This is a genomic window from Rhizobium sp. C4 (genome assembly GCF_021026315.1).
Lineage (GTDB): Bacteria > Pseudomonadota > Alphaproteobacteria > Rhizobiales > Rhizobiaceae > Ensifer_A.
The window spans coordinates 225382-249850 of the sequence record NZ_JAJNCX010000005.1; the positions used below are offsets into that span (position 1 = coordinate 225382).

Annotated in this window: 21 protein-coding genes; 10 read left to right on the forward strand and 11 right to left on the reverse strand. The window is 61.0% G+C overall.

Annotated elements, in window-relative coordinates; translation table 11 throughout:
- Window positions 1–4: 4 nt before the first annotated feature.
- The 4 genes from LQK84_RS11450 to LQK84_RS11465 all read right to left on the reverse strand — a co-directional run bounded on the left by LQK84_RS11450 (window position 5) and on the right by LQK84_RS11465 (window position 4560).
- Window positions 5–844, reverse strand: coding sequence for an ABC transporter permease (locus tag LQK84_RS11450; protein ID WP_230828852.1), 840 nt, complete (start codon window positions 842–844; stop codon window positions 5–7).
- Window positions 845–848: 4 nt separating this feature from the next.
- Window positions 849–1859, reverse strand: coding sequence for an ABC transporter permease (locus LQK84_RS11455; protein WP_230828853.1), 1011 nt, complete (start codon window positions 1857–1859; stop codon window positions 849–851).
- Between the two features lie 118 nt (window positions 1860–1977).
- Window positions 1978–3540, reverse strand: a complete 1563-nt coding sequence (locus LQK84_RS11460; RefSeq protein ID WP_230828854.1) for an ABC transporter substrate-binding protein — start codon at window positions 3538–3540, stop codon at window positions 1978–1980.
- Window positions 3541–3675: 135 nt separating this feature from the next.
- The gene (locus LQK84_RS11465) at window positions 3676–4560 is read right to left on the reverse strand and encodes a sulfurtransferase (protein ID WP_230828855.1); all 885 of its coding nucleotides are present in this window, start codon (window positions 4558–4560) and stop codon (window positions 3676–3678) included.
- A 138-nt stretch (window positions 4561–4698) separates the two neighbouring features.
- Between LQK84_RS11465 and LQK84_RS11470 the strand changes: the two genes are divergently transcribed.
- Window positions 4699–6492 carry an ABC transporter ATP-binding protein gene (locus LQK84_RS11470; protein WP_230828856.1) on the forward strand — a complete coding sequence of 598 codons (1794 nt, stop codon included), beginning with the start codon at window positions 4699–4701 and terminating at the stop codon, window positions 6490–6492.
- A gap of 30 nt (window positions 6493–6522) precedes the next feature.
- Here LQK84_RS11470 and LQK84_RS11475 read toward each other — a convergent pair whose 3' ends face one another.
- Window positions 6523–7215, reverse strand: a complete 693-nt coding sequence (locus LQK84_RS11475; RefSeq protein ID WP_230828857.1) for a GntR family transcriptional regulator — start codon at window positions 7213–7215, stop codon at window positions 6523–6525.
- A 200-nt stretch (window positions 7216–7415) separates the two neighbouring features.
- Here LQK84_RS11475 and LQK84_RS11480 point away from each other — a divergent pair, with 200 nt between their 5' ends.
- From LQK84_RS11480 to LQK84_RS11515, 8 genes are all read left to right on the forward strand, one after another.
- Window positions 7416–8069, forward strand: coding sequence for an aspartate/glutamate racemase family protein (locus LQK84_RS11480; protein WP_230828858.1), 654 nt, complete (start codon window positions 7416–7418; stop codon window positions 8067–8069).
- Window positions 8070–8074: 5 nt separating this feature from the next.
- Entirely contained in the window at window positions 8075–9439 is a 1365-nt protein-coding gene (locus LQK84_RS11485; protein ID WP_230828859.1) for a dihydroorotase, read from the forward strand.
- Window positions 9440–9450: 11 nt separating this feature from the next.
- A complete protein-coding gene (locus tag LQK84_RS11490) occupies window positions 9451–10377 on the forward strand; it encodes a dihydrodipicolinate synthase family protein (protein WP_230828860.1) in 927 nt (308 codons plus the stop codon).
- Complete coding sequence (locus LQK84_RS11495) at window positions 10377–11135, forward strand: SDR family oxidoreductase (RefSeq protein ID WP_230828861.1); 759 nt, start codon at window positions 10377–10379, stop codon at window positions 11133–11135. Before LQK84_RS11490 ends, LQK84_RS11495 begins: the two co-directional genes overlap by 1 nt.
- 2 nt (window positions 11136–11137) lie before the next feature.
- A complete protein-coding gene (locus tag LQK84_RS11500) occupies window positions 11138–12298 on the forward strand; it encodes a MalY/PatB family protein (protein ID WP_230828862.1) in 1161 nt (386 codons plus the stop codon).
- A gap of 397 nt (window positions 12299–12695) precedes the next feature.
- Window positions 12696–14150: an APC family permease gene (locus LQK84_RS11505; RefSeq protein ID WP_230828863.1), complete on the forward strand. Its 1455-nt coding sequence runs from the start codon at window positions 12696–12698 to the stop codon at window positions 14148–14150.
- Window positions 14147–15007 (forward strand): alpha/beta fold hydrolase, encoded by an 861-nt coding sequence (locus tag LQK84_RS11510; protein ID WP_230828864.1) that lies wholly within the window; start codon window positions 14147–14149, stop codon window positions 15005–15007. Before LQK84_RS11505 ends, LQK84_RS11510 begins: the two co-directional genes overlap by 4 nt.
- Window positions 15000–16334: a tetratricopeptide repeat protein gene (locus LQK84_RS11515; RefSeq protein ID WP_230828865.1), complete on the forward strand. Its 1335-nt coding sequence runs from the start codon at window positions 15000–15002 to the stop codon at window positions 16332–16334. Before LQK84_RS11510 ends, LQK84_RS11515 begins: the two co-directional genes overlap by 8 nt.
- A gap of 123 nt (window positions 16335–16457) precedes the next feature.
- Here the strand turns inward: LQK84_RS11515 and LQK84_RS11520 are convergent, their stop codons facing one another.
- The 6 genes from LQK84_RS11520 to LQK84_RS11545 form a co-directional block, all read right to left on the reverse strand.
- Window positions 16458–17855, reverse strand: a complete 1398-nt coding sequence (locus LQK84_RS11520) for a metallophosphoesterase family protein (RefSeq protein ID WP_230828866.1) — start codon at window positions 17853–17855, stop codon at window positions 16458–16460.
- On the reverse strand, window positions 17855–18577 hold the full coding sequence (gene ugpQ / locus LQK84_RS11525) for a glycerophosphodiester phosphodiesterase (protein ID WP_230828867.1): 723 nt from the start codon (window positions 18575–18577) through the stop codon (window positions 17855–17857). The genes LQK84_RS11520 and ugpQ overlap by 1 nt, the downstream gene beginning before the upstream one ends.
- Window positions 18578–18590: 13 nt before the next feature.
- Window positions 18591–19703 (reverse strand): ABC transporter ATP-binding protein, encoded by a 1113-nt coding sequence (locus LQK84_RS11530; protein WP_230828868.1) that lies wholly within the window; start codon window positions 19701–19703, stop codon window positions 18591–18593.
- 5 nt (window positions 19704–19708) lie between these two features.
- A complete protein-coding gene (locus LQK84_RS11535; RefSeq protein ID WP_230828869.1) occupies window positions 19709–20773 on the reverse strand; it encodes a carbohydrate ABC transporter permease in 1065 nt (354 codons plus the stop codon).
- A complete protein-coding gene (locus LQK84_RS11540) occupies window positions 20773–21684 on the reverse strand; it encodes a carbohydrate ABC transporter permease (RefSeq protein WP_230828870.1) in 912 nt (303 codons plus the stop codon). Before LQK84_RS11540 ends, LQK84_RS11535 begins: the two co-directional genes overlap by 1 nt.
- A gap of 108 nt (window positions 21685–21792) precedes the next feature.
- Window positions 21793–23166 (reverse strand): ABC transporter substrate-binding protein, encoded by a 1374-nt coding sequence (locus tag LQK84_RS11545; protein ID WP_230828871.1) that lies wholly within the window; start codon window positions 23164–23166, stop codon window positions 21793–21795.
- 92 nt (window positions 23167–23258) lie between these two features.
- On the opposite strand from LQK84_RS11545, the gene LQK84_RS11550 reads away from it, so the two are divergent.
- A complete protein-coding gene (locus LQK84_RS11550; RefSeq protein WP_230828872.1) occupies window positions 23259–24395 on the forward strand; it encodes an ROK family transcriptional regulator in 1137 nt (378 codons plus the stop codon).
- Window positions 24396–24469: the final 74 nt, after the last annotated feature.

Consider the following 24469-nt stretch of genomic DNA (forward strand, 5'->3'; position numbering starts at 1 on the left):
TGTCCTAGTCGATCTCGCTGCGGCGGCGCGGATTGAACCAGTCGGCAAGCGAGTCACCGATCAGGTTAAAGGAGAGAACAGCGAGCAGGATGGCCATGCCCGGAGCAAGGGCAACCCAGGCGGCGCTGCGAACATATTGAAGGTTGGCGGAGACGTCGGCGCCCCATTCCGGCAGTGGCGGCTGGGCACCGAGACCTAGAAAGCCGAGGCTGGCAGTCTGCAAGATGGCGCTGCCCAGGGCCAATGTGGATTGCACGAGAAGCGGACCCAATCCATTGACGAAAACATACGATATCAGGATCCGGTGCGCCGGCAGCCCGAGCGAGCTTGCGGCCTCGACATAAGGCTTGACCGAGATGCTGAGGGCCTGGCTGCGGGCGACACGGGCAAATTGCGGGGCAAGTGTGATGGCGACCGCCAGCATGGCGTTTTGCAGGCTCGGACCAAAGGCGGCCGAAAGCGCAATTGCAAGAACCAGAGCCGGGAACGCGAGGATCGCGTCAACGATGCGCATGATCAGGCTGTCGATCCAGCCCCCGGCAAATCCTGCCACCGTGCCAAAGGACACGCCGACCGCGAAGGCGAGGACGACGACACCCAGGCCGATCGCCAGGGTGGCGCGTCCGCCATACATGATGCGGGTCAGGACATCGCGCCCGAAAGCATCGGTTCCGAGCCAGTGATCGAGGCTTGGCGCTGCCAGCTTGTGCAGAATGTCGAGCTTGGTCGGGGAGTAGCTGGTGACGAGGGGGCCGATGGCGATGAAGCCGACCAGCAGAAGCAGAATGACAAGGCCGACAACAGCCAGCGTGTTGCGTCTCAGGAAAAGCAGGATCTCACGCATCGTCTCATCCCATCTTCCGGCGCACGCGCGGATCAAGAACGCTGTAAAGAACGTCCACAAGGATGGATGTCAGCACGAAGAGCAGCGCGAAGACGAGGGTCGTGCCCTGGATGACCGGGTAATCACGGTTCTTGATCGCCTCGAACATGTAGCGTCCGATCCCAGGCCACGCGAAAATCGTTTCCGTCAGGATCGCGCCGCCCAGCATTTCCGCGAATTTCAGGCCGATGATGGTGACGGCCGGCAGAAGTGAATTGCGCAGGCCATGGTTCAGCACGATGTCGTGCCGACGCAGACCCTTGGCCTTGGCGGTCCGTATGAAATCCTCGCCCATGACGTCGAGCATGGTGTTGCGGACGAAGCGGCCGAGCGTTGCTGCGAGAAACGCGGCCAGAACCGCAGTCGGCAGGATGAGATGTTGGACGGCGCCGAGTGCTCCCTGGAAATTATGCGTCAGGAGACCATCGAGGATTGCAAAACCCGTCATCGTTTCGACCGGCATATAGGGACTGAAACGCCCGGAGACCGGCAGCCAGCCAAGATAGTTCGCGAAGACAAGCTGCAGCACAAGCGCCAGCAGGAAAGCCGGCATGGAGACCCCGAGCAGCGAGACGACACGGGTGACGTGGTCAAAAAAGGAGTTGGGACGTGTGGCCGAGAGAACGCCGATCGGGATGCCGACAATGATGGCAGCGATCATGGCCAGAACCGAAAGCTCAATGGTGGCCGGCAACCGCGCCAGTATTTCCGCCGCAACCGGCTGGCCTGTTTTCAGCGAATAGCCAAAGTCGCCCATGAACAGGCCGACGACATAATGATAAAATTGCAGGACCACAGGTTCGTTCAGATTGAGCTGCGCCCGCAAGGCATCAATCTGCTGTTGCGTTGCGCCGGGCCCCAACAGGGTCGTGGCCGGATCGCCGGGGATGATCCGCACCAGCGAAAAGACAATCACAAGCACGATGAACATGACCGGGATCAAGGCAATCAGGCGACGTATGATGAAACTCGCCATATCCCGTCCTCAACCTTTCTCTTCGTGCTGGGCCATGAATGACCAGGATTAGATTGCGTGAATGCCAAATGCAGGAATGCGCCGGCGGCCTCGCGGCCGCCGGCGCTCCTATCTGATCTTATTTCTTGTAAACGGACCAGTATTCGTTCAGCGGCGGTGCGCTGTTGACGACGAGGCCCTCGACGTTCGAGCGGGTGAAGACAATCAGCTTCGGGCTGAACAGATAGGCGCCCGGAACACGCTTGGCGATCTCTTCCTGGATCGTGAAATAGAGCTGCTTGCGCGCCTCCAAGTCCGGCGTCTGCTGTGCCTTCAGGATGAGGTCGTCAAGCTGCTTGTCGGCAGGCATGCGGAACGTCATGGCCGTGTTGGCGAGCGACGACAGATAGCCGATGGTGATGTGGGCGTCCGGATCGTTATACCACGGCTGGCGGCCGTCCAGCGCAACGTCGAACTGGCCAGACGTCTGGAGCGTACGAAGGGCAGGGAACTCGGTCTGCTCGATCGTGGCATTGATGCCGATATCGGCGAGGTTTGCCTGGACGAAGGTTGCCACCGCGCCCCAGAGCGGACCCTGGAAGCTGTAGAGCTTGAGGTTCAAGGACGACGGATTGACGCCTGCCTCGGCCAGCAGCTTCTTGGCAAGCGCCGGATCGTATTTCGGCGCAAGGTCCTTCATCTTCGGGTTGAAGGCCCAGTTGTTGGACGGCAGCGGACCATAGACACGCTCGGCCGTTCCTCCGAACACACCCTTCAGAAGCCCGTCATAGTCGATGGCGTGGGTGATGGCCTCGCGCGCCTTCACGTTTGCAAAGGGGCCGTCGGTCTTGCTGTTATTGAATTCCAGCTGGCGGATGATCTGGCTGGAGGATTCCAGGACCTTCACGTCCTTGTTAGCCTTGAGCGCTTCGATATCTTCTGCCGCGATCGCAGAAAGCTGGCCCTGCTGCTGCACGATATCAACGCCGCCGCCTTCCAGTTCGAGACGGCGCGTGGAGGCGTCGGGAATGACGCGATAGATGATCTGCGAAAGCTTCGGAGCGCCACGGAAATAATCCGGGTTTGCTTCCAGAACGACATTGGTATCGGCCTGCGCACTCTTGAACGCAAACGGTCCCGTTCCGACCGGATGGGCGGCGAACTTGTCGCCGTATTTTGCAACAGCGGCCGGGCTGACAATGCCTGCCTGCGGCTGGGCAAGGATCGACAGGAAGGCCGGGTAGGATCCCGAAAGCGTGATCTTCAACTCCGTCGGCGAGACGACCGTGATCTCCTTGATCAGATCGAATGTCGCCTTCACGTAAGGATTGGTCGCCTTGGTCCGCTCCAGCGAGAACTTGACCGCTGCCGCATCGAACGCGGTACCATCCTGGAACTTGACGCCTTCACGCAATGTGAAATCGAAGACTTTGCCGTCGCTGGAGACGGTCCAGCTCTTGGCAAGTCGACCTTCCAGAACCTTGAAGTCCGGCGCGGTCCACGCCACCAGCGTATCAAAGACGTTCAGGATGATTTCGCTGCCGATGGGCTCGGCCTTGTTGGTGCCGGGCTCCAGACTGACCGGGTCAGACGGAACGGCGACCACAAGCGTTTTCAGCTTTGCGCTATCGTCTGCATAAGCGCCGGAGAACAGCAACGGCAAGGCCGCCGCGGCTATGGCAATTCCATTCCAAATCTTCATTGCTTCACCCCTTTATGTCTTCGATCAAGGAACGCTGAGCCCGCGGACGGGTGGCGAAATTCGTAGTATATCACGAAATATATCATGGCGGATCGTGCTGTAAAGCCTGTCTGGCGTTAATTTGGCCACGATGTCCTACTGCCTAGAATTTGTGCTGTATCCGTGCGGCTGCGCGCCGGTCACGACCGGGCGTCCCGGATCATGGACCCATGCCGACCAGGATCCCGGATACATGGATGCGGTCACGCCAATGGATGCCAGGGCCAGCACGGTATGGGCGGCCGACATGCCCGCTCCGCAATAGACGCCAACCGGCCTTTGCCCATCCACGCCGAGTGCGGCGTACATTTCCCGAAGCGTCGCAGCATCGGTGAAATTGCCATAGTCCGTCACGTTATCGGGCGCCGGCGCACTGACCGCGCCTGGAATATGACCCCGCGGCGGGAGCCCTTGGCCAACCGGCCCTCCGATATAGTTCGGCCGGATCCGTGCATCGAGCAGCACACCTTCGCTTGCAAAGCGCGCGGCGTCTTCGGCGCCAAATTCCGGCATATGCCCGGCGCTCAGCACAATGTCGCTTGACGACGGCTGGACAGTCTCCGTCGTCGTGGGCAGTCCGGCGGCGATCCAGCCCGGAAGCCCTCCATCCAGAACCCTGACATCGGGGAGCCCCGCCCATTTCAACACCCACCAGGCGCGCGCCGCGGTCATGCTGCGATCTGCATCATAGATGACGATCATGCCCTCGCGCCTCAGGCCCCATGCGCGCGCTTTGGCTTGCAGGACGTCGATTTGCGGCAAGGGCCTCTGCCCGTGCTCAGGTGAGCCGGGCGACTGGAAGTCCTCGTAGGCTTGTGTGTCTATGGCGCCGGGGATACGCTCACCGGTAAACGACGGCCTGCCCGTATAGGGATTGATGGATTGCACGGCGAGGATCGTGACATCATCACGGTTCTGCAGACGCTCGTGCAATTGCTGCGGAGTTAGCAAGGCGCTGCTTCGGATTTGCTCAGGCGTCATGCCGCCTCCCAATTTTCAGGTTTCAGCAGTGTAGCTTCGAACACAACAAGGCGCTTGGCAAGTTAAAATATATTACGTAGTATATTAGAAAAAATTGCCTTGACCGCCCGCAATCGCAGTCTTTGGAATCTATCAGCCATGAACATCCTTTCGGTCCGCAATCTGACGACGTCCTTCCGCCGCAACGGCGAGTGGCATGCGGTGGTGAACGATGTCAGCCTGGAGGTGAACACCGGCGAAACCGTCGCGATCGTCGGCGAATCCGGCTCGGGCAAGAGCGTCACCGCCATGTCGATCATGCGCCTGCTTCCTGAAAAGACATCGCGTGTCACCGGCGAGGTCAGACTGGAGGGACGGGACCTTCTGGGCCTCACCGACCGCGAGATGGAAGATGTCCGCGGCAACCAGATCGCCATGATCTTTCAGGAGCCGATGACATCGCTCAACCCCGTCATGACGGTGGGGCGGCAGATTTCGGAAGCCATTCGCCGACATCGCAATGTCTCCGTCGATGAGGCGCGCCGGCAGTCCATCGCCCTTCTGGACTGGGTGCGCATTCCATCCGCCGCGAGCCGCTTCGAGGAATATCCGCATCAGCTGTCCGGCGGCACCTTGCAGCGCGTGATGATCGCGATGGCGCTCGCCTGCCGGCCGCGCCTGCTGATTGCCGACGAGCCCACAACCGCACTCGACGTCACCGTTCAGGCCGAAATCCTGCAGCTGATCAAGTCACTGCAGGACGAGGAGGAGATGGGGGTGCTTTTCATCACGCATGACATGGGTGTCGTCGCCGAGATCGCGGATCGCACCACCGTCATGTTCCGGAGCCGTTCGCTGGAAACGGGGGCGACGGAGGAGATTTTCAGGGCGCCGCAGCATCCCTACACCCGCGCTCTGCTTTCAGCCGTACCCCGGCTCGGCTCCATGGAGGGGCGGACCAATCCGGCGACCTTCGCTCTGCTGGATACCGAGACGGCATCCGCCGTGCCGGAGCGCGAGATGCCTGCCGCCGGAACCCGAACCGTTCTTGAAGTCCGCAATCTCGTGACTCGCTTTGACAACAAGAGCGGCTTGCTCGGCCGGGTGAAGAGCCGTGTCCACGCCGTCGAGGACGTTTCCTTCGACCTGCGGGAAGTGGAGACCCTGGCGCTTGTGGGGGAATCCGGCTGCGGGAAGTCCACGACAGGCCGGTCGGTGCTCCGGCTGGTCAATCCGACGAGCGGCACGATCCGCGTCAATGGCGAAGATATCCAGGCCCTGTCGAAGACGGAGCTGAAGGATCGCCGCAAGCAGATGCAGATGATCTTTCAGGATCCGTTTTCCAGCCTCAATCCCCGGATGCGTGTGGGCGAGGCCATTGCCGAGCCGATGATTGTTCACAAGTTGGCCAACAAGCGCGACGCCATGGCGAAGGCGACGGAACTCCTTGAGAAGGTGGGGCTCACGGCCGATATGGGGCGGCGCTTTCCGCACGAGTTTTCGGGAGGCCAGCGTCAGCGCATCAGCATTGCGCGCGCCCTGACGCTCAATCCCGGTCTGATCGTCGCCGACGAGGCGGTGTCGGCTCTCGATGTCTCGATCAAGGCGCAGGTCGTCAACCTGATGCTGGAGTTGCAGGAAAGCCTTCGGATCGCCTATCTCTTCATCAGCCACGATATGGCCGTGGTGGAGCGGGTCAGCCACCGGGTGGCTGTCATGTATCTCGGCGAGATCGTGGAAATCGGGGCGCGTGAACAGATCTTTGGCGACCCGCAGCATCCCTATACGCGCCGGCTTCTGGACGCGGTTCCGATTGCCGATCCGTCGCGCAGAAGCAACCGTCGGGTCCGGGCCGAATTCGAGCTGGGCAGTGCTGTGCGTCCGGCGGATTTCGTCCCGGTCAAAGCCAGCTACCGGGAGCATGCGCCCGGCCATCTGGTGAAGCAGAACTGAATGAAGGTGGCGCCCGCCCTTGACCTGTCTTCACAGGGTCAGTTCGGCGCGACCGTTGGCAATGAGCGCCGCCAACAGCCCTTTGCGGGTGTTTTCGTTATGCTCCATGATCGCCAGTCGCGCCTTTTCCGCATCGCGCGCCCGCAAATGCGCAAGGATGCGGTGATGGTCGTTGCTGGTCTCCGGATTGATGTCGCGAAGCCGCGTGCCCATGTAGAAGAGCCTGGCACATTCCTCGAGATGGCTCATCACCAGCGCGTAGAGCCGTTGATTGCGCGACCCTTGGGCGATCAGCGCGTGAAAGCCTTCGTTGCGCGACACGAAGGTGCGCGTACTGACTTCCTCGCCCATCACATAGCTGGCGTCGGCCAGTTCATCCAGCTGGTCCAGCTCTTCGACCGTCAGATTTTCGGCGGCCAGCCCCGCAGCCGTGCCCTCCAGCACGCCGCGAACCGAGAAGAGGTCGTTCATGTCCTTGATCGTCACCGGGCTGACGCGGTAGCCGCGACGCGGATAGGCTTCCATGAAGCCTTCAACGCAAAGCCGCCCCAGCGCTTCGCGCACCGGCGTCTTGCTCATCTCCAAATGTTCGGCGAGTTCCGGCTCGGAGACCTCGGTGCCGGGTGCCAGATCGCCGGTGATGATTCGCTCGCGCAAGATCGCATAGGCCTGTTCCGTCAGCGATTTGGTGCGCTTTTCAGCCCCCGCGTAAGCTTGCCCCATGCCTCTCACGTTCAGTCTCCTTGGGCCCGAACCGGGCGTTGTCTTCTCTTGTTACGATCAATCGGGCCGATGTCAAAAAGTTTCGTATCTTTCCGCTTGGCGCGGGCGCTTCATCCGCTTTGACACGTTGCTTCCTGTGATATACTACGTAATATATTTAGTTCCAGAACGCTATGGCGGCCAGCCCCTTGGAGCGCAACATGTCGAAAATCCTCGTCATCAATCCCAACAGCTCCGTATCCGTCACGCGATCGATGGAGGCGTGTCTTGCGCCGGTACGCGCGGCCACCCGCCACGAAATCCTTTGCACGGAACTGGCAAAATCGCCCCCCGGGATCGAAACTGACGACCATGTCGCGCAGGTGATCCCGAATATTCTGGAAGCCGTTGCGTCGTCCGATGCTGACGCTTTTGTCCTCGGCTGCTTCTCCGATCCGGGCATTGACCGCGTCCGGGCTGCCACGGGCAAGCCGGTGACGGGTATCGCGGAATCCGCCTATCTGGCGGCGCTTTCCCTCGGCAAGCGCTTCGGCATCATCTCGCTCGGCCCATCCTCGATCGCACGGCATCTTCGCTATCTGCAAAGCCTTGAGCTTCACCACCGACTGGCAGGCGATCGATCGATCGACATGACGGTCGTGCAGTTGATGGCAACCGATGTCGTGGAAACGGTTGCCCGCACTGCGCGCCTTCTTCGCGATGAGGACAAGGCTGATGTAATCATTCTGGGCTGCGCGGGACTGGGCTCTTATCGCGCGTCGCTGCAGGACGCCTTGGGACTGCCGATTATCGATCCCGTGCAGGCAGGCGTATCCCTCGCCGCCAATCATCTTGATATGTCCTACTGGAGGTAACACCCATGTCCTTCGACCTCGTCATCCGCGGCACCGCGGTCCTGCCAGATGGACCGCTGGAGGATGCCTGGATCGGCATCACGGCCGGCAAGATCAGTGCCATTGGCACAGGCGATGCTCCGCAAGCGGCGGCTGTGCATGACTGCGGCGAGGATCTGATCCTGCCGGGTGTGATCGACGGACAAACACATGCCTGCAGCTATGGCGGGCTTCCGGGAATTCGTTCAACGACCCGCTCGGCCATTGCCGGCGGCGTGACCACGATCGTGGACATGCCCTATGACAATCCGGCCCCGCTCAACGATACTGCGCGGCTGGCGGACAAGGTTTCGGCGATTGAAGAGCATGCGCATTCGCATGTCGCGCTCTACGGCACGATCATGCCGGGCCAATCGACGGATGCGATCGCAAGTTTGATCGACGGCGGCGTGGTTGCCTTCAAGATCTCGACCTTCGAGAGCAGCCCGACGCGCTTTCCCCGCATTGGATCGGATCAGATCTTCGATATTTTCCACGCGCTCGCCGATACGCCCGTTCCGCTGGGCGTCCATAATGAAGACCAGGAAATCGTCCGTGCCTATATCGCAGCGGCAAGAGCTTCCGGTCAGAACGGGATAGAAGCCCATTCGGCGAGCCGCCCGCCCGCCGCCGAACTCGCGGCCACGGCACTCTTCCTTGAACTTGGTGCCGCTGCCGGTGCCCATGCTCATATCGTGCATCTGACGACCGCGCGCGGCTTCCAGCTCGTCGACAATTACCTGACGGACGGGTTTCGGGCGACGGGCGAGCTTTGCGTCCACTATCTCTGGTTCGATCCTGATCGGGACGGCGCGGCACTGGGTGCCCGCATGAAGGTCAATCCGCCCATCCGTCCGGGCCAGATCGATGCACTGTGGGATGAGATACTCTCGGGCCGTGTCGCCTTCGTCAGTTCGGACCATTCAAGCTGGCCAATCGACAACAAGCTGACTGATTCCATTTTCGATGCCGGCGCCGGCGTGCCGGGACTGGAAACCCTTCTCCCGGCCTTCTGGACCGCAGCAGAGGAACGCGGACTGGACGCCGCGAGCCTGACGGTCGACATGTTGTGCGAGCGTCCCGCCAAGTTCTTCGGTCTCTGGCCCCATAAGGGCGCGATCCGGGTCGGCGCGGATGCGGATCTTGCGATTGTGAGCCGGACGGCCCAGACCTGGGATGCGCAAAATGCCCATGACGCGTTGCAATGGAGCCCGTTCGACGGACGCCGTTTCACCATCACGGTCGAGCGCACCTATCTCTCAGGCCACCTCGCATTCGACGGTCGGACCGTTCTCAACAAGCCGGGCGACGGGCGCTATGTCCGCCGCGACCAATCCCACTGGTTCGAATAGGAAGATTTGCAATGACACTCATCACAGCAGATTCCAAAGGCGTCTTCGTGATTGCCGTAACGCCGTTTACGGAGACCGGTGCGCTCGATCACGCCAGCATCGACCGGATGGTCGATTTTTACGAGGACAAGGGCGCTGATGGCCTGACAATCCTTGGCATGATGGGCGAGGCGCCGAAGCTGACGCAGGCGGAATCGATCGAGGTGACACGGCGAACCATGGCGCGTGCCGGTGGCAAGCCGGTCGTGGTCGGCGTGTCCGCTCCCGGTCTTGCCGCCATCGGCGAACTCACCAAGGCCGTCATGGATCTCGGCGCTGCCGGGGTCATGGTTGCGCCGCCCTCGACGTTGCGGACGGATGAGCAGATCATCGCCTATTACCGCAACGTCGTGGAAACGGTTGGCGAAGCCGTGCCGGTTGTGCTGCAGGATTTTCCGCTGTCGACCGGCGTACAGATTTCCACCAAGACGCTCGGCGTGATCTTCGAGGCGCAGCCGAGCATCGTCATGCTGAAGCATGAGGATTGGCCGGGCCTGCAAAAGATTTCCGATCTTCGTAAGGCCGAAGCAAACGGAAGGCGCCGCATTTCCATCCTGTGCGGCAATGCCGGCGTGTTCCTGCCTGAGGAAATGCAGCGCGGGGCCGACGGCGCGATGACGGGTTTCGCTTACCCCGAAATGATGGCGGATGTCGTGCGTCTGAGCAATGATGGCAAGCTGGATGCCGCCCAGGACCTGTTCGACGCCTATCTGCCGCTCGTGCGCTATGAGCAGCAGCCGGGCGTAGGCTTGGCCGTGCGCAAGTACATTCTCGCCAAGCGCGGCGCCATCGCCAGTGCCGCGCAGCGCCGTCCCGGCGCGTCTTTGAACGCCGCCGCCATGGCGGAAATCGACAGATTGATCGCGCGTCAGACGCGCAAGCTGGAGGCACTGGCCTGATGGATCTCAATATTTCCGGAAAGAAGGCGCTCGTTCTGGGGGCCAGCCGTGGCCTTGGCGCCGCGATTGCGCAAGCGCTTGCCGCAGAGGGCGTGACCGTTTTCGCCGCCGCCCGCAACGTGGATGCGATCCCCGCACAGTGCAACATCAAGCCGATGCGTGTCGATCTGGCGGACGAGACATCCGTGAACGACCTCATTGCATCTGTTCGAGAGCAGGGTGGGGTGGACATTCTTGTCAACAACACGGGCGGCCCGAAGGCCGGTCCGGCGATGGGGCAGACGCGCGAGGCCTGGCAGTCGGCCTTCCAGATGATGGCCACCTCGATTTTCGCGATCACCGACGCGCTTCTGCCGGTCATGATCGAGAAGAAATGGGGCCGCATCATCACGATCGGCTCCTCCGGTGTCGTTCAGCCGATCGTCAATCTCGCGCTCTCCAACGGCGTGCGCGCCGCCATTGCGGGCTGGTCGAAGACGCTGGCCGGCGAAGTCGGTCGGCATGGGATCACGGTCAACATGATCCTCCCGGGGCGCATCGATACCGATCGCGTCCGCGAACTCGATACGATCAAGGCGGAAAAGACCGGCGCCAGCCTCTCGGCCGTCCAGGAAGCGTCCAGAAACGATATCCCGGTCGGCCGTTATGGGCGGCCAGAGGAATTTGCCGCCGTTGCGGCCTTTCTTGCCAGCGCACAGGCAAGCTATATCAACGGCTCCACCATCCGCGTCGATGGCGGCATGATCCGGGGATTGTAAACATGACGAGCTTCGACACCGTACCGAACCGTCTGGGCACTGGAAGCTCCAAATGGAGCCGCTATGCCGAGGACGTTCTGCCCATGTGGGTTGCGGATATGGATTTTCCCGCCGCGCCGGCGATCATCGAGGCTCTTCAAAAACGTCTCGAGCATCCCGTCCTTGGTTACGGCGTGGCCCGCGATGAATTGCGCGACCAGATCGTCGCGGACATGGCGATGCTCTATGGCTGGGCGATTACGCGGGACGACATTGTTTTCCTGCCGGGCGTGGAGCCGGGTTTCAACATGGCGCTCAAGGCCATGCTGTCGCCGGGTGATTCCGTCGTCGTCCAGACGCCGATCTATCGTCCCATCCTGAATGCCCCTGGCCACTGGGGGCTTGTTCGTGAAGACGCTGCGCTCGCGCCATCCCCTTCGGGATGGATGATCGATAAGGACGCCTTTTCTTCCAAACTTGCCTCGTCGAAGGCGCTCCTGTTCTGCAATCCGCACAATCCGACTGGAAAGGTCTTCACACGCGACGAGCTGACCTGGATTGCGGGCGAGTGCCAAACGCACGACACTCTCATCATTTCCGATGAAATCCATTGCGACCTGCTTCTGGATGGCCGCCGGCACATTCCGATCGCAACCCTTTCGCCTGACGCCGCGCAGCGGACGATCACGCTGATGGCTGCCAGCAAGACCTATAATATTGCCGGCATGAAGACCGCTTTCGCCATCATTCAAAACCCGCAAACCAGAGAAAAATTCGCGTCTTCCAGACTGGGCATGGTCGACAGTGTCAACATTCTCGGGCTGGAGGCGACACTTGCGGCCTTTCGTGGTGCGACGGTCTGGAAAGCTGAGCTTCTGGCCTATCTTCAGTCAAACCGTGATTTCCTGATGGGCGAGATTGCAAGACGCTTTCCGGCCATCCGCTGTGTTGCGCCAGAGGGAACGTTCCTCGCCTGGCTCGACTGTAGCGCGCTTCAGCTGACACCCGATCCCCAATCCTTCTTCCTCGAAAAGGGGAAGGTCGCATTCAGCGCGGGGTCCGAGTTTGGCTCTGCCTACCGGGACTATGTTCGCCTGAATTTCGGATGTTCCAGAGCGTCGCTGGAAGAAGGCCTTCGTCGGATGGAGACCGCGCTTCTCGCCCGGACGGCAGGGGAGCAGTGAAGTGGGATTACCCCAGTTATGCACGGTCCCTTTTCTGGGGATCTGAACAATCGGTGTGATCAAGCACGAGTGCGATGATCCGCTCCCCTATATCGTCGGGTCGGGCAGTCTTTCTGGATACGCTAATGGACGGCGTGGGAGGCTTAATCGATCTTTCCCTCGTCGCTTCAGAGCATCCGCGTCGACGTTGCCGAATTCGGATGAGGGTTGCCGATCGGCTGATCGCTGCCTCGCAGGGCTGTTTGGTTCTCAAGTCTGCAATCAGCGGGTAGGAATTTCCAGCCAGGTCGGCAATGTTGAAAGCATGTACCTTTTGTACATAAAATCTATAAATATTATATATTATTAAAGAAGAGGCCTCTTCTTCATCCGATTTATATTTTTAGGAGATGAGAAGATGACGACGCCTGTTACAGAAACGACAAGAATCCGGGAGGGTGCGCAAGCGCGAGGTCATCTCGCCCGCGGACGTCTTTCCCTGCCGGAGGTGATCGCCCAGTCGATTGGCACGGTCGCGCCATCCGGAACGCCTGCATTGGTCATTCCGGTGGTTTTCGCGGTGGCCGGCAATGCGACCTGGGTCGCCTACCTGTTTGCCACGATTGCCTTGCTGTTCGTCTCCTGGAACATCAACCAGTTCGCCCGCCGCACCGCCAATCCCGGTGCTCTCTATGTGTTCGCAGGGCAGGGGCTCGGTGGGTTCTGGGGTGTGATTGCCGGCTGGTCTCTGCTGATCGCCTATCTGTTCACCGCCGGGGCGGTGATCGGCGGTTCGGTCAATTCGCTGCTCGTTCTGGTCCACACATTCGGTATAGCCGGGGCCGACAGACTTCTCACGATCGTTATCAGCCTCGCCGTGATCCTCGGCGCCTGGTGGATTGCCTATCGCGATATCGTCCTTTCAACGCGGGCCATATTGGCCATTGAACTGGCGACGGTTGTGCTGATCCTCATCGTCGTGATCGGCTCGATCCTGACCGTCGGACCTGTCGTCGATCCCGCGCAGACGCATTTCGATGGTGTCAGCGCCGATACATTGCGCCTGGGTCTGGTCCTCGCCTTTTTCAGCTTCGTCGGTTTTGAAAGCGCCACGACACTGGGTTCGGAGGCCAAGTCGCCGTATCAGTCCATCCCGCGCGCTGTGATCATCAGCGTCGTCTCGATCGGCCTGCTCTTCGTGATCAGCTCCTATGGATTGACGAAAGCGTTTCACGGTCTGCCGGTCTCGCTCGACAAGGCCGAGGCGCCGTTGACCACCGCTGCGGGCCAGCTCGGGATCAGCTTTGTTGGCAGCCTGATCGATCTGGGCGTTGCGCTCAGCTTCTTTGCCTGCACGTTGGGCAGCCTCAATGCGGGTGGACGCGTGCTCTTCGCCTTGTCGCGCCATGGTCTCTTCCACAAATCGGCCAGCAGCGCGCATGCGGTCAATGCGACACCTCATGTCGCCGTGACCATTCTCGCCATCATCGCGGCCTTCTTGTCGCTTGCGCTGACGCAATCCGGTTATGGTCTGCTTGATACATTCGGTCTGCTCGGCACCATCGCCACCTATGGCTTCCTGTTTGCCTATATCCTTGTAGCGGCCGGAACCATGTTCTTTCTCAAGCGCATTGGCGTGCTGAAGCCATGGCATGTGCTTGTCAGCGTCATCACGGTCCTGCTTCTGCTGATCCCGCTGATCGGCAGCATCTATCCCGTGCCGGCATGGCCGTTCTCGATCCTGCCTTATATTTTCCTGGCGCTGCTGGCTCTGGGCGTGGCATGGTTTGTCTTCATCAAGACCACGGCGCCACAGGAACTCGCGGCCCTTGAGGCCGATCTGCTGGCCACAGACGGTGAGGTACAGAAATGAGCGCGCCGGCAACATCGCAGACTATTGCAAGCCATGTCACAACGCTCCCGAATGGTCAGACGCTGCGCTATGTCGATAACGGTGCCGGCGGCCCGGTCATCGTCTTTCTGCATGGTTATACCGACAGCTGGCGCAGTTTCGAGCCTCTGTTTTCCCTGTTGCCTGCCGCGTTTCGTCTGATCGCGCCCGATCAGCGTGGGCACGGGACGTCCGGGCGCGCGGCGCGCTACAGCATCGCAGACTTCACAAGCGATGGCATTGCCTTCATCGAGCAATTGGCGGTCGGCCCCGTGCATCTGATTGGTCATTCTCTGGGGAGTATCGTTGCCCAGAGAGTTGCAGAGAAACGCCCGGATCTTCTGGCGAGCCTGACCCTGATCGGCCCGACACGGACGGCAAGGGCGCATCCCGGGCTTCTCGAGTTCCGCGAAGAGCTCAAGCAACTGGCGGATCCGGTGCCGGCCGATTTCATCGAGCAGTTTCAGTCAAGCACAACACATACACCGTTGTCGGACACGCAACTGGCGGTGTTAGTTGGCGAAAGCGCGAAGCTTGATCTGGAGACCTGGCGCGGTGCTCTCGACGGGTTGATCGAGGAGCCTTCCGACTTTCCAGCTTTGCCCGCTGACGTCGCAGTTCTCTCCTTGTGGGGAGAAGAGGACGCGATCTTCGACCGCGAGGCGCAATTGGCGCTGTCGCAGGCGGCACCCCGGCATACCGAAATAACCTATCCTGATGTCGGACACGCGCCCCATTGGGAAATTCCGTCACGCGTCGCTGAGGACATCAGGGACTTCGTGCTGACGCATCACCGTCCAGCAAATGCTGCAAAGGGAGCTGAGAAAACCAATGCCTAAGGACGCACAGGGACTTGTCGTAACAGGAACAGCCGGCTCGACGGATTTGCTCGATCGGGCCATCGCCGACTACTACGCCTGGAAGGGCGATCCGATTGCCCTTCTGCGGGAAGCGACGGAGCGCGATCCGGGTTTCAGCCTCGGTCACAGCGCAATCGCTTCGCTTCTGACCCTCAATGGCGTTCGCGGCGACAATCCTCTGGTGACAGAGGCGATCGCAGCCGCTGAGGCGAGCATCGGCGGGGCGACCGGCCGCGAGCGCCTTCATCTCTCCGCCGCCAAAGCCTGGGCGGGCGGGCGTATCATCGACGCCGCCGGGATCTGGGAGGATATTCTCCTCGACAATCCGACCGACGCCCTGGCTCTGCGCTTTGCCCATGACACCTATTTCTATCTCGGCCATTCCCTGAATATTCGCGATTCCGTCGCGCGCGTGCTGCCCGCATGGGACCAGCAGAGCGACACCTACGGCTTTGTGCTCGGCCAATATGCCTTCGGTCTGGAAGAGGCCGGCGAAACGAAGCGGGCGGAGCAGGTCGGTCTGGAGGCCATTCGCCGCAATGCGGAGGACGGCTGGGCCGTTCATGCGGTCGCCCATGTGCTGGAGACCGAAAGCCGGCAGAGCGAGGGCATTGCGTTTCTGAAAGCGTCCCAGCCGGCCTGGAGCAAGGCGCATGCGCTTTCGATCCATAATGGCTGGCATCTGGCGCTCTATCTGATCGAGGAAGGCCGGATCGCCGAGGTGCTGGCCGATTACGATCGTTACATCGCGCCCCGGCTCGCAGAGGACTCGCTTCTGGATCTGGTGGATGCCTCAGCGCTTCTCTGGCGCATCGAACTGGCGGGCGGCGATGTGGGCGATCGCTGGGGGCCGGTCGCCGCACAGTGGCTGACGCATGTCGACGACCATGTGCTGGTGTTCAATGACCTGCACATCGCCTTGGCCGTCTCGCGGGCTGGCGATCCTGCCGGCGTCGAACAGCTCCGGCATTCGCTGGACGTCTACGCCCGTGATGGACAGGGCGACAATCACGAGATCACGATCGATGTCGGTCGGCGTATTATCGATGGCGTGCTCGCCTTCGCGGAAGAAGACTATGCGCGTGCAATCGAGCGGCTTCTGCCGGTGCGCTACAAGATCATCCGCATCGGCGGCAGCCACGCGCAGCGCGACCTCCTGACGCAGACGCTGATTGTTGCGGCGGAACGCGCAGGCCAGCAGACCCTTGCTCGCGCGCTTCTCAACGAAAGGCTGGCTGTCCGGCCAACCGCCCGCACCCAAGCCGACCTTAGCCGCGTCTCAGGCGCAACTGCGTTGCACAGTTAGCGAGCCGCGGCGCTATCGTAAGCCTAACGGGAACGTTTGTGATGCGCTGGAGCTAAAGCATGTCTAACGGCTGAAAAGACCGGTCCGAAACGATGTGCGCTGGCGACAGATCGGAACCCTGCATCACGCGTTCCCGCCGAATGCCATCTTTTGGGAATGCAGAAGCGCCAGTTCATCTGTGGCAGATGCCGTCAACCCGCGGGCGCGGTGCAGATAGTAGGCTTCGAGCGCCGTGAGGACCGGTGACGGGCTGCCATGCGGCGCGTCCAGACAGTCGCCAAGCTCCGGCCAGTCTTTCGGCAGATGCCGGGTGATGACGAGCTGGCGCAAATGCGCTTCGAGGAAACCTTCGTATGTGGTTGCGTCAAGCATCGGGTGAGGCGCCCCTGCGGTGCCGGTTTCGGCTGCATACGCTGCGAAGGCGACATTGAAGCCGGGCGTGTCGGGCATGGACACGGTCTCGATGTCGACCGTCTCATTTTCTACCTGAACGATGACATAGCCACCGGGATAGGCAACAGGTGACGGGACGGCGATATTGGTCAGGCCATCGAGAGTGACATGGCCAGCAACATGCATATGCCCGCTGAAATGCCAGCGCAGGCCCGCCTTTGCCAGACGCCGACCACTTTCCAGCGAGGGCATGCGGGAGAGCCATTCCGGTGTGCCGATGGCGGCAACTTCGGAGCCCTTGCCGGATAGAGCCAGCGGCAGCGCGGGATAATGTGAGAAGGCAAGCAACGTCTTACCAAGTCGCGCGGCGCGGCGCGCCACGTCCTCGATCCAGCCAGGGAGATAGGACCGTCTTGCCAGGACATGGTCCCAGGCGGCATTCGCCTCGACCTGCCAGCCGCCCTCGACCTTCGAGAAGACATTGGCATCCAGCACGAGGAGCCACAGCCCCTCCTGCGGCTCGACGAGATAGGATGCATCCGGCTGTGTGGGATCGCCCCCCGGCGGATAGCGCTCATCGAGTCCGGTCCGGTCGCCGAAAGGCGTTTCCCAGTGGAACACCTCCTTTGGCCGCACCAGACCGCAATCCGCCATCGCCTTCATGGCCTCAGCCGTCGACATGCCGCGCATGAACGGGCTTGCGATGGCAGGTGGGGCCGCACCTTCATCGCTCGTCACGAGCGTGCGACTGCGACCCTCTCCGAGGTTCAGACGCTTGGCCTGTTCTCTCGCTGCGGGACCGAAGCAATCGTGATTGCCGAAGGTGGCAAAGAAGCGCAAGTCATGCCGAGTTTCGTAATGCGACAGGATTTCCTTCAGGGCAGCGACCGCGGCCGGCTGTCCGTCGTCGGAATAATCACCCAGCAGCACGACATCGCGCAGGCCGCGGCGGGCGATGTCGTCCAGAGTTGCGATCAGGGCGGGATAGCTCTCGTTGAACACGCGGGTGGAGGCAACCGTGTCCTCGAATGTGCGAAAGGCAAACGCACGCCCCTGTCCGTCATTGAGCCCGTAGCCGCCATGAAGATCGTGCAGATGAATATCGGCGACGACGGCAATATTCTTCATCAGGCGGCGGCTCCGCGAAGTGCCCGCCGCGCCGCATCGAACATGTCCGGACGGTCGAGATTGACATAATCGACGCCTGCCTCGGCGATCTCCTGATGGACGGCCATGTCGTCCCCGCCATAATAGACCATGACCTCAAGGCCCGCCTTGCGGCTCGCCTCGACAATGCCCGGACGACGCATCTGATCCACGGTCATCTCGATGATCGAGGCATGATGAACTGCGCCAATCAATGATGGCGACTTCGCGATGTTGAGGGTCATCATCTTGCGGAACTCCGGCGCGATCTCGACCAGACCGCGTCGCATCTCTTCGGAGAAGGAGAAATAGAAGGTCTCGCGCACCATGCCAAGATCGCGCACGGTCGCCACCAGCTTGGCCGGATCACAGTATTTCAGCTCAAGATAGACGCCGGCGCGACCGCGCAGATGTTCGAGATAGGCGTCGAGGCGCGGAACGACGGCGCCTTTGAACTTCGCACCAAACCAGCTTCCTGCGTCGAGCATGTCGATGTCGCGGGCAAGCGCGTGGCCGATCGGCCCCTTGCCATTGGTCGTGCGCTCGAAGGTTTCGTCATGCAGGACATAAAGCACGCCGTCGGCGCTCTCGCGCACGTCCAGCTCGATATAGTCTGCGCCCTGTTCCAGCGCGAGATCGGCGGCAGCAAAGGTGTTTTCCGGCGCGAAATGGTTTGCGCCGCGATGGGAGACGATCTTGGTCAAGGGGAATGTCCTGTCAGTTTGCCGGAGCGAGCTCTGCGGCTCTTGTGTCGGCGCGATGCGAAAGATTGACGTGAAGGTCGGCAATGCGCCTGCCGTCCTGATCGAAGAGAAGCGTAAGCTCCTGCTTGCAGACAAGGCCGACGCTTGTACCGGGCAGGTGGCGGACGACCTCGCCATATTCGAGCGCGTGAAGCGGCCCGGCCGGCGTCATGACCGTGTAGAACACTTCGCGGCCCATCGGCTCCACTGCGGTGATCGAGCCCGAAAGCGCCGCCTTGTCGGCTGCGACAAGGGCAATATCCTCCGGCCGAATGCCAAGCGTCAGGCTCCCGGAGCGATCCGAGGACAGATCGAGGGCGGCCTGGCCGAGGCGCAACTGCCGGCCGGCGGCCTCGCCCTTGATCAGGTTCATCGGTGGCGTGCCGATAAAGCCTGCCACGAAAAGATTAGCCGGCCGGCGATAGAGATCGTCCGGCGTACCGATCTGGGCAATCTCGCCATTGTTCATGCAGATGATGCGGTCAGCCATGGTGATCGCCTCGATCTGGTCATGTGTGACGATCAGCGTGGTGAAACCGAGACGTTTCTGGATAGCCTTCAGCTCAGCCCGCATTGTGATGCGCAGGGTGGCGTCGAGATTGGAAAGCGGCTCATCCAGCAGGAGGATGTTCGGCTCCTTGACCAGCGCGCGGGCAAGCGCCACACGCTGCTGTTGACCGCCGGAAAGCTGCGATGGACGCCGATCCAGCAGCGCGCCGATCTGCACGAGGGCTGCGGCCTCTTCGACGCGTCTGGCCGCTTCGTTCTTGTCCATGGCCTTGAAGCGCAGCGGAAACGCGATGTTTTCGCGCACCGTCAGGTTCGGATAGAGCGCATAGGACTGGAAGACGATGCCGACATTGCGGTCGCGCGCATCGACCCGGCCGACATTGTGCCCGTCGAAGGTGATTTCGCCGGCGCTCGGCGCATAAAGGCCCGCCAGAAGGAAAAGCGTGGTGGATTTGCCGCAGCCGGACGGCCCGAGAATGGCGACGAATTCGCCATTCTCGATGGTTAGGTTCATCGGCTTCAGGACATGGGTCTCGCCCCAGCTCTTGGTGACATTGTTCAGTGTAATCTTGGCCATGGCGATTATCCCTTGATGCCGCCGAAACTCATCTGCGTGATGTATTTCTGCGTGAAGGTGTAAAGGATGAGCACAGGCAGGAGGTAGACGACGCCGACGGCGGCCACCATTCCATAGTCCACGCCCATATTGTCGTGAGAGACGAAGAAGAGATAAAGGCTCATCGTCATCCGGCTCTTGTCGATCAGCAGGGTCTGGACGAAGACATATTCCTCCCAGCCCCTGAGAAAGGTGAAGGTGGCGACCGCAATCAGCCCGGCGCGCACCTGCGGCAGCACGACCATGCGAAACGCCTGTGCCCGCGTCGCGCCATCGGTCACCGCGCTCATTTCGATGTCCCACGGCACGTTGTCGAAAAAGCCCTTGAGCACGAAGATCGCGTAAGGCAGTTCGAGCGCGCTCAGCACGAGCACGACGCCGGCAAGGCTGTTGAGCAATCCCATGTAATAAAGCTGCACGAAGACCGCGACGGTGAGGGCGAGCGCCGGAAACGCATGCAGGATCAGGAGACCGCGCAGGAATGTCTCGCGGCCGGCAAAGGCAAAGCGCGAGAGCGCATAGGCGGCGGGTGTCGCAACCAGCGTGACGATCGTGGTCTGCGCGATGGCAAACATCAGTGAGCTGCTGAGCGCCGACCAGACAGACGGCATCAGGTCGGTCCGGTTCGTCCCCGTTCCGTTGATGTCGCTGTTCCAGAGAAAACGATAGTTCACAAAGGTCAGATAGGGCGCAACGAAGAGTGCCACCAGAATGGTTATGGCAACACCGAGCACGGTCCAGGCAAGCCACACGCGCGGCATCCGCGTCGCCACAAGGCTCAGGCCCAGCGCACCAAGATAGGCCACCGCAACAATCGCGCCACTGCGCCAGAGCACCATGTGGCTGACCTTGTCGTCGGACAGCGTCAGCGATTTAACCAGCAGCCACAGATAGGGCAGTAGGACCGGGATGGAGACGAGCGTCAGGAAGACGAGAATGAAGGCGACAAACCCCGCCCGATTGACCATTCCTCGCCGTTCCAGACGTGCCCAATCGGTGTTGGCGGGCATATGTGTTTCAGCCACAGCCATCACAGCACCTCGATCTTCGGTGCGGCAAAGGTCGAACGCATGTCGGTGAGCCGCCATTGCAGCAGCGTGACGACGATGCCGATCACCATCAGGCCGAGCGCCAGCGCCGCGCCATAGGCGTAAGCGCCGTTCTCGAAGGCGCGGCGATAGATGTAGAGCGCATAGGGCGTGGAATCATAGACCGGACCGCCGCCGGTGATCAGCAGGATATATTCATAGGTCGTCATCAGCGAGAGCGCCTGATAGAGGGTGATGAAACGGATGGGCTGCGACAGGGCGGGCGCCACGACATGGCGCAGAACGCCCCATTCGCTCGCGCCATCGACGCGCGCCGCATTCGACAGATGCGATGGGATCGAGCGCACTGCCGAAGTCAGGATCACCATGGCGAAGGATGCTCCGACGATGCCGTTTGCCAGAATGATGAGAAACAGCGGAAAGTCGTTGCGCAGATTGAGCACCGGCAAGCCGAAAGCGGATGTCACCTGCGCGAGAAGTCCTGTCGGTGTCGGATCGGCAATCCAGATCCACAAGATGCCATAGAGAACGGCCGGGCTCATGCGCGGCAGCAGCCAAAGGCCGCGGAAGAAGCTGCCGAGCCGCTCGGGGATAGCGGTCGTCGTGATGGCCAGCAGCGCGCCGAGCCCGACATTGAAGAAGAACAAGGTGGCGCCGACATAGATCAGCGTTGTCAGGAGCACTGTCGGGATGCGCGCGTCGCGCTGAACGATCCGCTCGAAATTCAGGAGCGTGAACTTCCCGATACGCAGGTTCTCGCCCATATCCGTGAAAGCGATCACGCCATTGACGATGATCGGCCCGAGGAAGAAGACCGTTAGAAGGCCGATTGCAGGCAGAAGATAAAGGACCGGCCTGGCTGGACGATGCGTCCGAAGGTTCGGTGTGGCCATGAGTTGTCAATCCGGAGACGGCGAGACGCCGCAGTTTCTTGAAGAATGCCGGAAGCCATCTTCTGGCTTCCGGCGGAAGAGCGTTTTTCTCAGCAGAAAGAGACGCGCTTAGTTGCTGACGGCTTCGCGGATCTCGACATCGGCGCCGAATTGCAGGCCAAGCTCGTCGGCAATGAAATCGACGGCTTGAGCGGCCGTCATCTTGCCCGTCTCGACGGCCTGCAGACCGCTGAACAGCACCTTGTTGTAGCTGCCGAACTGGGTGTGGTTCGGGACGAACTGCGCATGCGCCATCATCGGAGACGCTGCGGAAAGCACCCAGTTCTCCTTGTATTTCGGCATGGCGGTCTGAGCGTTGCTGATGGCAGTGTGGTAGGAGGCGACATCATGTTCGGTGTTGAAATAGGGCAGCGTTGCCAGCGCAACGAGATCGGCGGCGAGATCCGCGTTCTTGCTCTTGGCGTTGACGGTGTAGAGAAGCGGATGCGAGAGGTTCGCAGGCTTGCCACCCTTTTCTGCAGCCGGCGCCGGGATCCAGCCGATCTTGTGGAAATATCCGTCCTTGTCCGTCGGCCAGGTGGCGCCGTTCTTGTCGCCCAGCTGCCAGGCCACAGCCCAGACACCCTGATGGAAGATGAAGGCCTTTTCCTGCTTGAAGGCGCCCTGGATGGCATCCCAGCTCATCGCGGTATTGTCGGCCGGCGTGACGCCCTGACGCGCGTTGCGCTCGTACCAGCCAAGCGCCTTCAACATTTCGGCCTTGGGGAACATGAGCTTGCCGGTCTTGTCGTCCATGAACTTCACGCCATAGGACTGGAAGACCATCAGGTAGTCGATGCCGACATTCGGACGGTGCAGCATGCCGTACTGGGCGGCCTTGCCGTCGACAACCTGCTTGGAGAGAGCGGTCAGATCATCAAGCGTGAATTCGCCCGCTTCGACCTTGGCCGGCAGGCTCTCGATGAAGGCCTCGTCCTTGCCGATCTTGCGCAGCATGTCCTTGTTGTAGAAGAACATGCGGATTTCGGCGTCCTGCGGGATGCCATAGATCTTGCCGTCCTTCGCCTTGGCGGCGGTCCACAGAACCGGCAGGATATCGGCATAGGCCCAGGGGTTTGCGGCAATCTTGCTATCCATCGGCAGGGCATTGCCGTCCTCGGCGAACTTGCCGATCCATTCATGCGGCAGAACGTAGATGTCGGGACCCTGACCGACGGAAAATGCCTTCATGTCTTCCAGCGCCAGATCGTCCCATCCCTTGGCGGCGCTGACATTCGTCTCGACGACAATATGCTTGTCGATGCCGGCGGCCTTGAACTGGTCATTGATGATGGCGGCGGCAGCCTCGATATTGGTGACGCGGGCCGGTGCGGTCTTGTCCACAAGCGTCGAGAGCTTGATCTTGATGTCTTCGGCTTGCGCCATTCCGGCGACGAGAGCGGAAAGCGCAACGGTGGCGAAGAGGGCGAAAGTCTTGGTCATGGGTGATCGATCCCGGTTGATGATTTTTCTTTAATTAAGTTGCTTAAATAAAACTTTCATGACATCGGCTGTGAAATCATCGGAGCGATCGCATGCTGACGAGACAGCGTCCCTTTGACGGCATCGGACGGACACAGGTGGAAATGCTGAGGCACCTGCGAAGGAAAGGTGCTGCCTCGCGCGGCGATCTGGCGGATATCTGTGGCGTGACAGCCGCGGCTGTCAGCATGCTCGCGCGTGACCTGATCGAGCGCGGCATCGTCGTGGAAGGCGCGCGGCGGTCAGGCGCGCGCGGTGCGCCGCATGTCGATCTTATGCTTGCCGACAAGGTTGGCTACGCACTGGGCATTCACGCCAACCGGTTCACCGCCACCCTTGTCCTGCTCGACTTTCGCGGCGCGCGTATCGATGAGCGGAGCAAGCAAGGTCCGTTCGACAGCGTTACAGATCTGACATCGGCCATTGAAGCGCTCAAGTCCGAGCTTCTGGGCATGAACAGGATCGATGAGCGCTTGCTGATCGGCGCGGGCATTGCCATGCCCACGCGCTTCCGCCAGGGGCAGGGGTTTCTCGATCTCGCCGATGAAGTGATCGGCTGGGCCGAGGTCGACTTTGCGTCCACCCTGCAGCATGCGCTCGGCTGCCCGATCGTCATCGAGAACGATGCCAATGCGGCGGCGATGGGCGAAGTGGCGCTGGGCAATTCCGCCGATCACGAAAACTTCGTCTATCTCTACCTCTCCGAAGGGATCGGCAGCGGCGTGATCATCAACAAGGAACTCTATCGCGGCCATACCGGCAATGCGGGGGAGGTTGGCGCATTGCGGGCGCGGGGGTTGCCCCGCCCATCCTTCGAAGATCTCGCTGCATGGTCTCTGGCGCGTGTCGGCCATATTCCCGAAGGTCGCTCCAGCGAAGAATGGAGCAGCTATTTCGACCGCCATGGCGCGGTGCTGGAAGCCTGGCTGGAGCGCGCCGGCCCTGAAACAGCAAGACTGGCCTTCATGATGGCCGCAATCCTTGCGCCAGCCGCGATCTATCTCGGCGGCACTCTGCCCTGGGTCGTGCGACACCGGCTGGCTGATTGGCTGGATTTCCGAAAATCCGACCCGTTCGCAGGTGCCCGGGTTCTTCAACCCGAAATCATTGTGCCGCAGAGTTCCGCGACCGATGCCGTGGCCTTCGGCGCGGCAGCGATGATCCTGCACGACCTCCCCGGCGCGGATTGATCAAGCTGTGACATGAGACCGTTGCGTCCGCAACGGCTTCCGGGCTTCTAAAGGCAGCAGCCAGCGACAGGCAT